The 13748-nt window shown below is 48.0% G+C and carries 14 protein-coding genes; 7 read left to right on the top strand and 7 right to left on the bottom strand.

Going from position 1 to position 13748, the window contains the following annotated elements; genetic code table 11:
- Window positions 1-198 precede the first annotated feature (198 nt).
- Together M977_RS15260 and M977_RS15255 are read right to left on the bottom strand one after the other, a co-directional pair.
- Window positions 199-1419 carry a multidrug efflux MFS transporter gene (locus M977_RS15260; RefSeq protein ID WP_064516533.1) on the bottom strand — a complete coding sequence of 407 codons (1221 nt, stop codon included), beginning with the start codon at window positions 1417-1419 and terminating at the stop codon, window positions 199-201.
- A gap of 70 nt (window positions 1420-1489) precedes the next feature.
- Window positions 1490-2188 (bottom strand): extensin-like domain-containing protein, encoded by a 699-nt coding sequence (locus M977_RS15255; RefSeq protein WP_064516531.1) that lies wholly within the window; start codon window positions 2186-2188, stop codon window positions 1490-1492.
- 133 nt (window positions 2189-2321) lie between these two features.
- Here M977_RS15255 and ddlA point away from each other — a divergent pair, with 133 nt between their 5' ends.
- Window positions 2322-3422, top strand: a complete 1101-nt coding sequence (ddlA, locus tag M977_RS15250; RefSeq protein ID WP_064516529.1) for a D-alanine--D-alanine ligase — start codon at window positions 2322-2324, stop codon at window positions 3420-3422.
- A gap of 3 nt (window positions 3423-3425) precedes the next feature.
- On the opposite strand, the gene M977_RS15245 is transcribed toward ddlA, so the two are convergent.
- On the bottom strand, window positions 3426-3656 hold the full coding sequence (locus M977_RS15245; protein WP_064516527.1) for a DUF2754 family protein: 231 nt from the start codon (window positions 3654-3656) through the stop codon (window positions 3426-3428).
- 272 nt (window positions 3657-3928) lie between these two features.
- Between M977_RS15245 and M977_RS15240 the strand changes: the two genes are divergently transcribed.
- Window positions 3929-4255, top strand: coding sequence for a DUF2755 family protein (locus tag M977_RS15240; RefSeq protein ID WP_064516525.1), 327 nt, complete (start codon window positions 3929-3931; stop codon window positions 4253-4255).
- An 88-nt stretch (window positions 4256-4343) separates the two neighbouring features.
- Here the strand turns inward: M977_RS15240 and M977_RS15235 are convergent, their stop codons facing one another.
- Window positions 4344-5453, bottom strand: coding sequence for a DUF1615 domain-containing protein (locus M977_RS15235; RefSeq protein WP_064516523.1), 1110 nt, complete (start codon window positions 5451-5453; stop codon window positions 4344-4346).
- A gap of 195 nt (window positions 5454-5648) precedes the next feature.
- Here M977_RS15235 and M977_RS15225 point away from each other — a divergent pair, with 195 nt between their 5' ends.
- Genes M977_RS15225 through M977_RS15215 form a run of 3 tightly spaced genes read left to right on the top strand, consistent with a single transcriptional unit; the run spans window position 5649 to window position 8852 of the window.
- Entirely contained in the window at window positions 5649-6104 is a 456-nt protein-coding gene (locus M977_RS15225; protein ID WP_064516519.1) for a MarR family transcriptional regulator, read from the top strand.
- Window positions 6105-6124: 20 nt separating this feature from the next.
- Window positions 6125-7306 carry an HlyD/EmrA/EmrK family protein gene (locus M977_RS15220; protein ID WP_064516517.1) on the top strand — a complete coding sequence of 394 codons (1182 nt, stop codon included), beginning with the start codon at window positions 6125-6127 and terminating at the stop codon, window positions 7304-7306.
- Between the two features lie 10 nt (window positions 7307-7316).
- Window positions 7317-8852: a DHA2 family efflux MFS transporter permease subunit gene (locus M977_RS15215; RefSeq protein ID WP_064516515.1), complete on the top strand. Its 1536-nt coding sequence runs from the start codon at window positions 7317-7319 to the stop codon at window positions 8850-8852.
- Between the two features lie 36 nt (window positions 8853-8888).
- Here the strand turns inward: M977_RS15215 and sbmA are convergent, their stop codons facing one another.
- The 3 genes from sbmA to lpxP all read right to left on the bottom strand — a co-directional run bounded on the left by sbmA (window position 8889) and on the right by lpxP (window position 11709).
- A complete protein-coding gene (gene sbmA / locus M977_RS15210) occupies window positions 8889-10106 on the bottom strand; it encodes a peptide antibiotic transporter SbmA (RefSeq protein WP_064516513.1) in 1218 nt (405 codons plus the stop codon).
- Window positions 10107-10204: 98 nt separating this feature from the next.
- Complete coding sequence (locus M977_RS15205) at window positions 10205-10726, bottom strand: isochorismatase family protein (RefSeq protein WP_064516756.1); 522 nt, start codon at window positions 10724-10726, stop codon at window positions 10205-10207.
- Between the two features lie 56 nt (window positions 10727-10782).
- Entirely contained in the window at window positions 10783-11709 is a 927-nt protein-coding gene (lpxP, locus tag M977_RS15200) for a kdo(2)-lipid IV(A) palmitoleoyltransferase (protein ID WP_064516511.1), read from the bottom strand.
- A 396-nt stretch (window positions 11710-12105) separates the two neighbouring features.
- Between lpxP and M977_RS15195 the strand changes: the two genes are divergently transcribed.
- Window positions 12106-12393 (top strand): hypothetical protein, encoded by a 288-nt coding sequence (locus M977_RS15195; protein ID WP_064516509.1) that lies wholly within the window; start codon window positions 12106-12108, stop codon window positions 12391-12393.
- Window positions 12394-12564: 171 nt separating this feature from the next.
- Window positions 12565-13722: a D-alanyl-D-alanine-carboxypeptidase/endopeptidase AmpH gene (gene ampH, locus M977_RS15190; protein ID WP_083962951.1), complete on the top strand. Its 1158-nt coding sequence runs from the start codon at window positions 12565-12567 to the stop codon at window positions 13720-13722.
- Window positions 13723-13748 lie beyond the last annotated feature (26 nt).

Genomic DNA, 13748 nt, shown 5'->3' with positions numbered 1-13748 from the left:
ACGTTAGCATTATGATTTCAGATTTCCTAGAGGGTGCAGTGACTATTTTTATATGACTTGTTAAATATGTGCCGGAGCCCAAAAAATATCATCAGGCAACTATTCCGACACTTAAATGGATGACAACTACTATAACAATCTCATGACAGCCTATTTTTTAAGCAGGCATTAAATTAGCTTCCGGATAAATGGAATATATTATGACCCAAGCTGTTTTCTCTGGGCATCTTGTTGGTTTTTACGCCGCAACATTACCGCCAACTGCCAGACATTCAACAATACAACCAACGCGGTAGCAAGAAATACCCAACGGTAACCCGCCATCGCGGAAACACCGGCCCCCATAAGCGGACCAACAACGTTCCCAAGATACATAAAGGACTGATTATACCCAAAAATTCTCCCTGTAACTTGGTCACTGGAATACTTAACAAGCAAAGTTTGAACCGCGGGTAACATCGCGCCATCTGCAAAGCCAAGTAAAAAGCGCAATACAGCCAATTGCAGCGGTGATGTTACCCACGACATAGCAAAAAATAATATCACTGCAAAGATTAGCGTCGCCATTAATACTCTGGCGGTGCCGATTCTGTCTCCCAGCTTGCCTAATCTGGGGGCGGAAATAAGAGCTGATATCCCAGGAACTGCAGCAATAAAACCACTAATGAATGCAATATTATTGCTTTCAGGGGAAAGATGCTTGATGAAAAGGGCAAGTATTGGCCCGACGGAACCATTACAAAGTTGAATGACCATCGTGGTGACGAACAGACTTATCATTAATTTAGGATAAGGTAATGACGCAAACACGGCTTTACCCGATAGACGATCGGCCTTGCTAATATTGGGACGAGCGCCTTCTTTTATCAGAAATAACGTCACTAAAAAACTTACCATCAACAATGCAGCTGTGACGTAGAAGACCATCCGCAACCCAAGGGTATCAGCCATATATCCACCCAAAAGTGGACCAACAATAACACCACTGATTTGTGCAGTGGAAAGTGTACTTAATGCCCAGCCACTGCGTTCTCTTGGAACCTGGGAAGCCACCAGCGCCATCGCATTTGGAATATACCCAGAAGTTAACCCCATCACTGCGCGCAAAATAAAGAGTTGCCAAACATTAGTGGCAAATGCCTGTAGCAAAATAGCGACCGCCATACCCAGAGAAGCACGCAGCAGCATTAATTTTCGGCCTTTGCGGTCAGCAAGGCTTCCCCACATCGGAGACACAATGGCGGACACCAGAAACGTCACACTAAAGGTCAGACCCGACCACATAGATAACGCTTCGTGAGAAGTCACACCAAGTTGTTCTACATAAAGCGGTAAAAACGGCAGTATTTGGCTAATGGCAAGCCCGGTAAAAAAACAACCGAACCACACCGAGATAATGTTGACCTTCCAGGATTCCATACCGTGCACGCTTTATTAGTGGGATAAAAAGATCAGCTGAATAATGTGAAGTTTATCATACAAATTAATTTTATCGACAAAGCCCGTAGCCTCGCATTCCCATATGAAAATGATTGGCATGAGCAGCGTTATATTCGGGTCCCAACGTATTGCCAAAAAATGAACAACCGTTTTCGAATACCACATGAAGATATTCACGCCCCTTCCCTTTACCTCTCCAGTCTTTCAGGACACTAATTTGTTGCTGATTGGCAAAGCTAAAACCACTGATATCCAGCGCATCTGCTGTAGCATGCTCACTGCGCCGCGCACCTTCACGATTGTAGATATTTCGACAGGCAAAACTCCCCAGATGGTTAATGCGCGTAAGCTTGCTGCCCATTTCAGCTTGTGCCAGCGGAACGGCGCGTTGATGAATAAACATCGTGCTGCTTAGCGCAAGCGAGCAACTTGCCAGAAAGCTACTGCTAAGCCCTACGCTGCCAAAATCCACCACCCTAACTGCGCCAGTTAGTGGGCAATTACCTTGGGTATCCGCAGAATTGCGGAAATTTATCTGTCCACGCGCCTGCGCCTGCTGCAACAACGCAAGGCAAGCTTGCGGATCGTTTACCATCTGGCGCAATTTGTAGCGTGTAACCTGCGTTGGTGGATCATCAATTGATAGTGGCGTAAAGGGATTGTACTGCGCAGGCAGGCGCTGATAGAGCCAGAACCCCACTGCGGCCATCATGGCTATAACAATCACAATTTTCACTCCGTTCACCATCCTTTCACCTGATTTTGTTTACGGAATAATCATTATAGAAGCCGGTCGGTTTTAAGCGGCAGGAAGCACATGAATCCTCGTTATGAGCGTGGTATGTTGTCCGCCTTTGTACTGTTTAAGGATGGATTTTGGCATGGCAAAACTGCGGGTTGGTATCGTGTTTGGGGGCAAGTCAGCTGAGCACGAAGTATCATTACAGTCGGCGAAAAATATTGTCGACGCCATTGATAAATCAAAGTTTGAAGTCGTGTTATTGGGCATTGATAAACAAGGCCAGTGGCATATCAATGATGCGTCCAACTATCTGTTAAATGCAGAAAACCCGGCATTAATCGCTCTGAATCGCTCAGGGACAAATGTTGCCGTGGTGCCTGGTCAAACAGAAAACCAACTGATTGAATCCTCCTCCGCTGCGTTTTTAGCGCCTGTAGATGTCATTTTCCCGATTGTTCACGGAACGTTGGGCGAAGATGGCTCTTTGCAAGGTATGCTGCGCATGGCTAACCTACCATTCGTTGGCTCCGGTGTGTTGGGCTCAGCCGTAAGCATGGACAAAGATGTCACTAAGCGTCTGTTACGTGACGCCGGTATGAATGTTGCCCCATTTATTACCCTCACCCGTTCAAACCGAAACAAAACCAGCTTTGCCGAAGTCGAAGCAAAACTTGGCCTGCCATTGTTCATTAAACCTGCCAACCAGGGTTCCTCCGTGGGCGTCAGCAAAGTAAATAACGCTGAGCAATATGAAACGGCAGTCACGTTAGCCTTCGAGTTTGACCATAAAGTTGTGGTGGAAACCGGCATTAAAGGCCGTGAGATTGAATGTGCTGTATTGGGTAACGATGAGCCACAAGCGAGTACCTGTGGTGAAGTGGTGGTAAGCAGTGATTTCTACTCTTACGACACCAAGTACATTGATGATAAAGGCGCGCAAGTTGTTGTTCCTGCGTCAATCCCGGAAGATATTAACGACAAAATCCGTGAGATTGCAGTACGTGCTTATCAGGCACTGGAATGCAGCGGAATGGCGCGAGTTGACGTATTCCTGACAGCTGATAATGAAGTGATTATCAATGAGATCAACACACTGCCAGGTTTTACTAATATCAGTATGTATCCAAAACTGTGGCAGGCAAGCGGTTTAGATTATCAGACATTGATTACCCGTTTAATTGAACTGGCTCTTGAGCGCCACCTACAAGATTGCGCTCTGAAGAGTTCGATTACTGCCTAAGCCTTACTCTTTCGCCGTCTCCGTATCCTCGTGTTCCGGACGACGGCGAATAATAAACCCAGCCAGCCAGAAACAAATTACCCAAGTCACAAGCCCAACAGCATAATTTTGCCAGCCTTCGGTTTTAAACCCCAGCAAGCCAATCACACCATTCAAAATAAAGATCAAACCAATCGCTACAGCGTAATAGTGCCAGTCACGGCGCATTTTTAAAGAGAGTGTTTTCGCAGACATGGTGCAATCCGTCAGGGCAAAAAGAGGACTTATTGTGGCACAGGGCGTGACGATAAACCGCACGTTAATACGGGCTAAACAGAATATTGTTACGCAAATTTCACCTAAGTTACAAATATGTGATCTCAAACATATATTCACAAACCAGGAGCATTCCGCCCGTTAAATTACCAACAATCTGATATTGACAACCCATATGACCTGCCAAACTCAACGCAATTGAAGTAGCAGGCCCCAGCCTGAATCGTTTTACTGTTGCATGGGAGGTCGTGATGGCTGATATGAGTTTGTCGAAACAGGTTGTTCCTGTAATAACCACGATTTCAACAACGAAAGCAGAGGGATCTACCCAGAGTAATCTAGCTTATGCTGTGTTCATTTTGTTCTGCTTTTGGGTCGGTACGCAGATACTGGGTTTGATAGTTCACTCTCCTGGAGTGCTTGAACATCTCGCGCAGGGAAATGATGCGTCGCGTCCGCACATTGAAATGGGATTCGCAGTAAGCACTGTATTTGGTCTGGTGCCATTCCTCGCGGGATGTGCGGTAATCGGTTTGATTAGCCTTGTGCTAAAATTCTACCAACGCCACCATTTTTAAAAGTGTCTTATCCAATGCAGAGTCGAAAACTTCGTTCGTAGGGCGGGTAAGCAAAGCATTACCCGCTTAGCCGCCCTACCAGTCTGACTTACAATTTCATACACGCCGCACGCCGCTCATCAACCCGCTTTGCAAACCATGCTGTCGTCAAATTACGAGTAATTTTCGGACTCTCAAGCGTAATACCCGGCAACATTTCACGCGGCAATTTCTTGCCCGTTTTTTTCTCTGCTATCGCATAAACCTGCTGGTATAAGTCCGTTTTCTCAAAATCTATACTGTCACCTTTCTCCAGCGCACGATGAATCTGGCTTTCACTCATATCGAGTTTGCCTGCCAGTTTTCTTACAGCCAGCTCAGTGCTGCCTGCTTTATCGGTGTTGTACAGAATTAAATCTCCATCCAGCGCTAGTTTCACACCGGTAGCCTTACTGACCGCACTCTGGAATGCAGCATTACGACTGGCATACCATCCCGCATTGAAGTCGGCAAAACGATATAGCGGCTGAGTATAATTTGCCGGGTAATTCAGCAAATGATAGGTACCGAACCATAATCCACCACGCAGAGTGAACACTTCCTGGCGCACTGTGCCCTCCATCTTCCACGGGTAACCTGAAGTGTGCTGCTCAGCAAAAGCAATGCTGACTTGCATTGGCCCACCAGTGTGTACCGGGTTCAGATTGCCGAAAAGTGTCTGCCCCATTGGCACCATGTCGATAAAATCATCAAAGATCGCGCTCAGTTGTCCTTCTGTTTTCACATTATCCAGGCGCTCGCTGTAGCTCTTCCCATTTGGCGATTTAATTAATAACGCGGTGTGGACCAGAAAAACCGGGATATGCATTTTCTCAGCGCGACGGTCTATCTCCTTCCAGGCAATTTTGCTCAGATTTGGCACCGCCGGGTCAGCAACCAAATTGGATTCCTGCTGTGCCACTGCCAGTACCGAGCAAATATTCTCTTCGCTAGGTGCAATATTCTGGCTCTTGAACGTGACCGCTAAATCTTTCGCCCAACTGTTGCGGTCTTTCACGCTGGCAGGGATTTTTTGCTTCACTACACTTTCAACATCAACAGGTTTTTTGGTTTCCGAAACAGAGGGCGTGCTTTTAGTGGCACACCCCGCCAGGACAAAAATAGCACCGAGGCTGAGGGCAAAAAGCCCATGCTGTCTGCTTAAAGTGACTATGGTCATAACGTTCCGTTGTAATTGTTTTCTAAGGCAGGATGAAACAATAGCAGTTCTGCAATCTGCCGTTTATCAGAGATTGACTGATAAATACTGAGGGCCATCGGCTCGCTGACATAAAGTGCGATCTTCTTGACACAAACTTGACACTTGACTGCCTGGTCAGTAATTTCATATGTAATTACTGACCAGGCAAATATCATGAAAAACAATCCGGGTATTATCGATAACAAATTTCATCTCGGTTTGCTTATCCACCTTGCGAACCAGTTTAAAGACCAGCTTATCAGCCAATACTTCTCTGGTATGGATATTACCGCCGCACAATTTAAGGTGCTGATTAATATTTATAAAGGTGTCACAAGCCCGGTCGAAATCAGCAAAACTCTGGTGATGGATGCTGGCGCAATGAGCCGCATGGTTGATCGTATGGTCAAACGCGAACTGATCGTTCGCTCCCCAAATCCACAAGATAAGCGCCAGGTGATTCTGGCTCTGACCGACAAAGGCCTGATTATTTGCGACCATTTTCAAAACGAAGCGCTAACCTCAATTATCAGTGACCTCACCGCACGCCTGACGCAGGAAGAATCCCAACAGCTGGTAAAACTCATTACCAAAATGCTGCCGGATGAAATTACTGCGCCACATTGCTAACACCGTATAAAGGCCAAAAGATGGAAACCACCCCAGAAGTGCACGTTCAGCGCTCCAGTAAACGCAAACGTAACTTTATTATTCTTATCCTGATTCTCGTGCTGGCAGCCGCGGGCTGTCTGGCATGGTATTTCTTATATGCTCGTTATTACGAGTCTACCGATGACGCCTATGTAAACGGCAACCAGGTGGCGTTAACGCCACAGATTGGTGGCACAGTGACTCAAGTCACTGCTGACGAAGGAGACTTTGTCGAGAAAGGCCAGCCGCTCGTGTTGCTTGACCCAAGCGATACCAAAATTGCACTTCAGCAAGCAGAAGCAAACCTTGCCAATACCGTGCGCCAGGTTCGCGGTTTGTACAGCACGGCTGATAATTACCGCGCTCAGGTCGCAGCAAAACAGGTTGCTCTGCAAACTGCACAAAACGACTATGCGCGCCGCCAGAAAATTTTCTCAACCGGTGCAATTGCGGCTGAAGATCTCTCGCATTATCGCGATGCAGTATCTAGTGCACAAAGTGATTTGGCTGCCTCACAACAAGCGTTACGCACCAACCTTGCGATGGTTGATGACACGGTGATTGATAGCCACCCTGAAATCAAAACCGCAGTGGCGACACTGCGCCAGCGTTATCTTGATAATGCGCGTACCACTATTGTTGCCCCTGTCAGTGGCTATGTTGCGAAACGCGCGGTGCAGTTAGGAATGAGAGTGACCTCCGGTACAACATTACTTGCCATCGTGCCACTGAATGAGGTTTGGGTTGATGCCAACTTCAAAGAAAGCCAAATGAGCACCATGCGCCTTGGGCAAAAAGTAACGCTTAGCGCCGATCTCTACGGCGATGATGTTGAGTACCACGGAACCATTGAAAGTCTGGGAATCGGCACCGGCAGCGCGTTCTCTTTGTTGCCAGCCCAGAACGCCAGCGGTAACTGGATCAAAATCGTTCAGCGTTTACCTGTGCGCATCACGCTTGACCCGCACGATATGCAGAAGCACCCGTTGCGTGTTGGCTTATCGATGAATGCCCGTGTAGATATTCGCAACAATGAAGATGGCCATCTACTGCCACAACAAACCGTTAGCACGCCTCGCTTTACCACCGATGTTTATAGAGACTCGCTGGAAGCGGCAGATAAACTTGTGGCAAAAATCCTTCATGACAACAGCAATGCGGTAGCTTCAAGCGCCCATTAAGAGAGACGTTATGCAAGATAAAGCCGCATTTACGCCTCCCAACATGTGGCTGGCGGTGCTCGCGCTATCGCTGGCTACCTTTATGCAAGTGCTGGACTCCACCATTGCAAACGTGGCGCTGCCGACCATTGCAGGGAACCTTGGTGTAAGTGCCGATCAGGGCACATGGGTTATCACTTCGTTTGCAGTGTGTAACGCCATTGCCTTGCCCCTGACTGGCTGGTTCACACGGCGTTTCGGCCAACTTAAGCTATTTATTGGCTCAGTGGTGATGTTCACCCTCACCTCGTTCCTGTGCGGCTTTGCCCACAGCATGACCGAACTGATTTTCTTCCGCGCGCTGCAAGGTTTTTTCGCCGGGCCCATGTTCCCGATGTGCCAGACATTACTTCTGGTTATCTTCCCTTCGAGCAAACGCAGCATGGCGCTGGCGCTGCTGTCGATGGTGACGGTCGTTGCGCCAATCGTAGGGCCGATTACCGGTGGCTGGATAACGGATAACTACTCGTGGCCGTGGATCTTCTATATCAACGTACCGATCGGGATATTTGCTTCGATAGTCGTCTGGACGCAACTGCGTAGCCGTGAAGAAACCACGACTCATTCGCCCATCGACTATATCGGTATCGCTCTGCTCGTCCTCGGTGTTGGGCTATTGCAGGTAGTTCTGGACAAGGGAAACGATCTCGACTGGTTCGCCTCGTCGCACATTATTATCATGTCAACGATCTCAGCTATCTCGTTGGTGTCGTTTGTTATTTGGGAATTGGGTGAGCGCCATCCGATTGTTAACCTGCGTCTGTTCAAGGACCGCAACTTTGCCATCGGTACGATTTCGCTGACGCTGGGCTACGCCGCGTTCTTCGCCATCAACATCATTTTGCCCCAGTGGCTGCAAACGCAGATGGGCTATACGGCTATCTGGGCGGGTCTTGCTGCCGCGCCAATGGGGGTGTTGCCGTTAATGATGACACCGATTATCGGGCGCTACGCCAGCAAATTCGACTTGCGTATTCTGGCCTCGCTATCGTTCCTGACCATGGGGGCTTCGTGTCTTATCCGTGCGCAGTTCAATACCGATGTCGATTTCCGCACCATCGCAGAAGTGCAGCTGTTTATGGGGATTGGCGTAGCCTTCTTCTTTATGCCTATTACCACGATTGTGCTGTCGAACCTGAATGGCGCACAAGTGGCAGAAGGTTCCGGTCTGGCTACCTTCTTCCGCGTGCTGGGTGGTTCTTTTGCGTCATCACTCACGACGTGGATTTGGTCACGTCGTGAAGTGTTCCACCACGCCAATCTGACCGAGAGCGTGTCGATTTATAACCCTTCAGCGGTTGATTATCTGGATAAAATGGGTGGCGCGACGCAGCAGCATCTGGCGTTTGTAGATAAGACCATTGAGCAGCAAGCCTACATGATGTCGACCATCGACTACTTCTGGATTTTAGGTTGGGGGTTTATGGCGCTGATTGTAGTTATCTGGTTCGCACGGCCACCGTTTGTACGTTCGGGCGCACCAAGCGCGCCATCTGCGGGGCATTAAATCAATCTGGCGGGAATACCCGCCAGATTTCTCTTTTTAGACCGACTCACCTGCCGCTTCTACCGGAATATCCTGCAACGTGCGCTCAAAGCTGCGTAGACGTTTATAGATAGACATCAGCTCAACTAGCGTGGTCCACGAGCTAATCAAATACTGGAATGAACCACGAACCTGACCAAACACGTTGGTGATTTGCGTCATCAGGCCAAGCGTTATAGTCCCCGCCACAATCGATGGGAAGAGCAGAAACAAGCCGAACACATTATCAACCTGCAAGTAGAGAATACGGGCAATGTTGAAGTACATGTAGTGAAAATAGAGTCGGAAATAGTTTCTGCGCACGCCATCAAACAGCTCTTTTACTGTTGGTGGAGAAGCACGACTTGGGTCATCCTCGCCATAGACCAGCTCTTTACGATACGCCGCTTCAACACGCTGATTTTTGAACTCAAGCCCTGGCAGTTTAATCCCTACCACAGCCAGCAACCCTGTTCCCAGAAGTGACCAGATAATGGCAGCAATCACCAGACCGTAAGGAATATGCCCAACGATCGGTAAATCTGGAACGTGAGCTGACAGAGTGACTAACACTGGCAGGAAGGCAATTAAGGTCATAATCGCGTTAATAAAGCTGACCCCCATATCTTCGAGAGTGGAGGCAAAGCGCATGGTGTCTTCCTGCACACGCTGTGCGGCACCTTCGATATGGCGCAGCATCTGCCAGTTCTCCATGTAGTATTCGTTCATTGCGGTACGCCAGCGGAAGACATAGTGGCTGACGAAAAAGTTATTCATCACGCCAACAATCACCGCAATCAGTGCAATACCGAGAAATACGCCAACTTCATGATAGAACTGCTCAATAGTCACTTTATGGGGAGAGCTGAGCGCAGTCTGGATTAAATCGTAGAATGGGGCATACCACGCATTCACCGCCACCCCTACTTCCACCAGGAACCAGGTCACGAAAATAATCAGCGAGGAGCCGAGAATGGACCAATACTGCCAACGATGCGGGCTATAGATAAACCAGAATAGTGCAAACATACCCACGCAAAGAGCGTAATAGGCATAAAACACCAGATAGCCCATCGACCAGAAACGAGCAGCACTGATTGGCACTTCGCCACTTGCGCCAGTGATATGCTCAAGCCAGTTGCCTCCACCAGCCTGCCAGAAAATAACGGCGATCATTGCCCAGATAAAAGCCGATAGGAAAAAAGCTGTCGGGCGTGGGAAAAACGATTTAAACATTACAACACTCCTGAAAACACACTCTTATTGTTATAACTTTCCCGGAAAAATAAGGCTTACTGAATGTTGTATCAAGAGATGTAAGGGTTAGTGCAGCTCTACCACTGTTCGAGGATTTCTGCGGTAGATTTTACCCGCAGGGTATTTCCTGGAATCGTAAAGTTACGCCATACATCGTTGTAATGCTCGATCAACACTTCAGCAAGAGCCGCCGGACGATTTGCTGTGGTATGGGCATCAAAGGCAACAGTCATGGCATATCCGCGACTGGCACCGTTTTTAATAGTAGCGTCCACGCAATAATCAGTGGCACAACCACACACCACAAATTCGTTTATTTTGTGGCGTTGAAGCAGTTCATCAAGTTCCGTGCGATAAAAAGCGTCACAGGCTGTTTTGGTTACATACAGCGCATCAGTTGGCTGTATTAGCTCAGGTAACAAATCAAACGCCGCGCTCCCCTGCTCAAGACCAGGTTCTGTATGCTGGATAAAAATAACTTTTTCTGCGGCATCGATCAGTTGGTTAATACGAGTCGTGCAGGTTTCACGGTTAAAACGTGGGGCATCAAATACCCCATTTTGCATATCGATAACCATCAGTACACGTTTGGCAGGCATCATTAAGCTCTCAATGAACAAGGAAGTCATGAGCGTAGCATAAGCCTGGTTTTACTTTAAACCGTGTAAAGTTTGGGCTGACCGTCAGGCCGGGTTTTAAAGCGACGATGCAACCAAAGGTACTGTTCTGGCGCACGCATAATTTCATGCTCAATCTTACGGTTCATATACGCCGCTGCGGCTTGTTCATCATCGAGCGGGTAATCATCCATCTCTGGCCCAATAACCAACTGATAACCTGAACCATCAGATTTACGGTACAGAACAATTGTAAGAAGCACGGGCTTCGCCAGACGGGCAATAGTGTAAGTCCCGTTGGTGGTTGCTGCCTGCGGTACAGCGAAGAAGGGTGCAAATGAACTGCCTTTAGGGCCGTAATCCTGGTCAGGTGCAAACCACACCGCTTCACCGGACTTAAGCGCCTTCACCATGCCTTTTAAGTTGCGTCTGTCGATCATGGCTTTATTGGAACGGGAGCGACCGCGAGTTTGCACAAACTCCATCGCTTTATTGTTATGTGGGCGATACATCGCCATCATTGGTCGGCAAAGGCCCATGACGCGGCCACCTAATTCCAGCGACATGAAATGCACGCCAATGGCCAGAACGCCTTTCCCTTTATCACAAGCTGCGGTGATGTGTTCAAGGCCGCTAACATCAAACCATTTCCGAACCCGTGCATCAGACCAAAACCAGGCCATTCCTGTTTCAATCAACCCCATCCCCAACGAGGAGAAATTCTGCTTAACGAGTTCTTCAATTTGCACGTCGCTATAATGCGGGAAGCAAAGTTTGAGATTCTGGCGAGCAATAGAAACCCTGCGTTTAAGAAAACGCATTGATGCCCGACCAATTATGTCACCCATTTTCAGTAATACGGGATATGGCAGTTGCACCCAAAGCCACAAAATAGCCAGACCAAACCAGGTCAGCCAATAGCGGGGGTGAAGGAGATCTTTTCGGAAAAACGGTTTGCTAGACATTTTCTGCTTCTTTATGCGTAATTGGTGTGTATCGCATAAGGAGTTAAATCATTAGCGGTACAGCGAGGTGCCATCACTAAGACGCCATCTGGTAGTAATAGTTGCAGCACAATAATCAATATTCCGCTGATGATACTCATTTTCTGATCAACCTATGTATAGGAGTTGTCAGTTTTTTTGCGTATTTCCTACAATTGCATCAACACCAGGCGTTACACGCACATTTCAGCTCAAAAAACAGACAATAAAAGTCTGGTTTTGGTCTTTCTATGGTAAAACGCAACCAATCACTCAGCCATTTCTGATGAATAAATTTTAATCTTTTCACCTGTCGCAAACCGATATTTGTGCCAATACTTATTGGGATTTCCCTACATACTTCAGGAACCTGGCCCTATGAAAAAACTAACATTAGCCTTACTTTCAAGCACTCTTTTGTTCGCATCCGCAGGAGCATTTGCCGAAAACCCAGCTACCAGTACCTCAGGTATGCAGGCTGAGAAAGAACAACTCAATAACCCGGGGCATATTATTGATGACTGCCGTGCAGCTGGAAACGAATACAAAAAAGGCTGTGAATCAGGCCATGAGATGCGCAAAGAGCATAAAGGCAACGAAAAAATGCTGAAAAAAGGCGGCACAACAGACGACGTTATGCAAAAAGACGTACAAAAAACTAACTAATATCAGGTGCACCACGGCGACAAGCAATGGTGCATTACTGAGCGAAAAACTCGTTGAAATGGCGCGTTACGCTTTTTCTTATCACATTCCTCATTTTCCGCGTTTGCGCAGCGCCATAGAGTAGTATAAATACGATCAATATCGCTTCTCTTCGTTTATGGATTACCTGCGTTGAAAATTCTTCTCCCGCGTCTTGCGGCGCTCGTTATTGCTGCGCTGCCAATTTTGAGCTTTGCACAAACATCTCCCGATCCGGTTTTTGCCTCCGAGATTGCAGACCGTTATGCCAATCATATTTATTACGGCAGCGGAGCTACCGGTATGGCGATGGTAGTGATTGATGGTAATCAGCGCGTTTTCAGAAGCTTTGGTGAAACACGGCCCGGAAATAACGTCCGCCCACAGCTTGACTCTGTTATCCGCATTGCGTCGTTGACCAAGCTGATGACCAGTGAGATGTTGGTAAAAATGTTGGATCAGGGAAAAGTTCAGCTTAATGATCCATTAAGCAAATATGCCCCGCCAGGAGCCAGAGTCCCGACATACAATGGTAACCCCATCACTCTTGTTAATCTGGCTACGCATACAAGTGCCTTACCCCGTGAACAACCCGGCGGTGCGGCTCATCGAACTGTGTTTACCTGGCCGACACGCGATCAGCGCTGGAACTGGCTTGCCACTGCAAGTTTAAAGAGCTCTCCAGGCACCATCGCTGCTTATTCAAACCTTGCTTTTGACTTGCTGGCTGATGCGTTGTCTCGAGCAGCAGGAAAACCTTATCCCGCTCTGTTCGAAGAACAAATCACACGTCCACTGGGGATGAAAGACACCACGTTCACTCCTTCACCTGACCAGTGCAAACGCCTGATGGTCGCTGAAAAAGGGGCGAGCCCGTGTGATAACACACTTGCGGCAATTGGAAGCGGCGGTGTTTACTCCACGCCTGATGACATGATGCGCTGGATGCAGCAATTCCTGAGCTCTGATTTCCATCGCCGTAATACCCAAGCAGACAGAATGCAGACGCTTATATATCAACGTACCCAGCTGACTAAAGTGATCGGTATGGATGTCCCAGGAAAAGCAGATGCTTTAGGGCTTGGCTGGGTATATATGGCACCTAAAAATGGCAGACCAGGCATTGTGCAGAAAACCGGTGGTGGTGGCGGCTTTATCACTTACATGGCAATGGTCCCGGAAAGTAATGTCGGCGTGTTTGTCGTTGTTACTCGCTCGCCATTAACTCGCTTCGTGAATATGAGTAACGGTGTGAATGATTTAGTTTCAGAACTCAGTGGGTTTGCCCCACTGACTAGCCCTGCCTCTTAGGTAGTAAAGCAGGTCGGTTCACCGAC

This window comes from Buttiauxella gaviniae ATCC 51604, assembly GCF_001654835.1.
Lineage (GTDB): Bacteria > Pseudomonadota > Gammaproteobacteria > Enterobacterales > Enterobacteriaceae > Buttiauxella > Buttiauxella gaviniae.
Note: the sequence above shows the minus strand (reverse complement) of the source record. Positions and strands in the feature narration are given on the sequence as shown.

What these genes read in the sequence shown, in the direction of transcription:
- M977_RS15220 (WP_064516517.1), top strand. Translation starts at nt 6,125, where the DNA reads ATGGAAACCACCCCAGAAGTGCACGTTCAGCGCTCCAGTAAACGCAAA.
- M977_RS15240 (WP_064516525.1), top strand. Translation starts at nt 3,929, where the DNA reads ATGGCTGATATGAGTTTGTCGAAACAGGTTGTTCCTGTAATAACCACG.
- M977_RS15255 (WP_064516531.1), bottom strand. Translation starts at nt 2,188, where the DNA reads ATGGTGAACGGAGTGAAAATTGTGATTGTTATAGCCATGATGGCCGCA.
- M977_RS15215 (WP_064516515.1), top strand. Translation starts at nt 7,317, where the DNA reads ATGCAAGATAAAGCCGCATTTACGCCTCCCAACATGTGGCTGGCGGTG.
- M977_RS15235 (WP_064516523.1), bottom strand. Translation starts at nt 5,453, where the DNA reads ATGACCATAGTCACTTTAAGCAGACAGCATGGGCTTTTTGCCCTCAGC.
- ddlA (WP_064516529.1), top strand. Translation starts at nt 2,322, where the DNA reads ATGGCAAAACTGCGGGTTGGTATCGTGTTTGGGGGCAAGTCAGCTGAG.
- M977_RS15195 (WP_064516509.1), top strand. Translation starts at nt 12,106, where the DNA reads ATGAAAAAACTAACATTAGCCTTACTTTCAAGCACTCTTTTGTTCGCA.
- M977_RS15245 (WP_064516527.1), bottom strand. Translation starts at nt 3,656, where the DNA reads ATGTCTGCGAAAACACTCTCTTTAAAAATGCGCCGTGACTGGCACTAT.
- lpxP (WP_064516511.1), bottom strand. Translation starts at nt 11,709, where the DNA reads ATGTCTAGCAAACCGTTTTTCCGAAAAGATCTCCTTCACCCCCGCTAT.
- M977_RS15205 (WP_064516756.1), bottom strand. Translation starts at nt 10,726, where the DNA reads ATGCCTGCCAAACGTGTACTGATGGTTATCGATATGCAAAATGGGGTA.
- M977_RS15260 (WP_064516533.1), bottom strand. Translation starts at nt 1,419, where the DNA reads ATGGAATCCTGGAAGGTCAACATTATCTCGGTGTGGTTCGGTTGTTTT.
- M977_RS15225 (WP_064516519.1), top strand. Translation starts at nt 5,649, where the DNA reads ATGAAAAACAATCCGGGTATTATCGATAACAAATTTCATCTCGGTTTG.
- sbmA (WP_064516513.1), bottom strand. Translation starts at nt 10,106, where the DNA reads ATGTTTAAATCGTTTTTCCCACGCCCGACAGCTTTTTTCCTATCGGCT.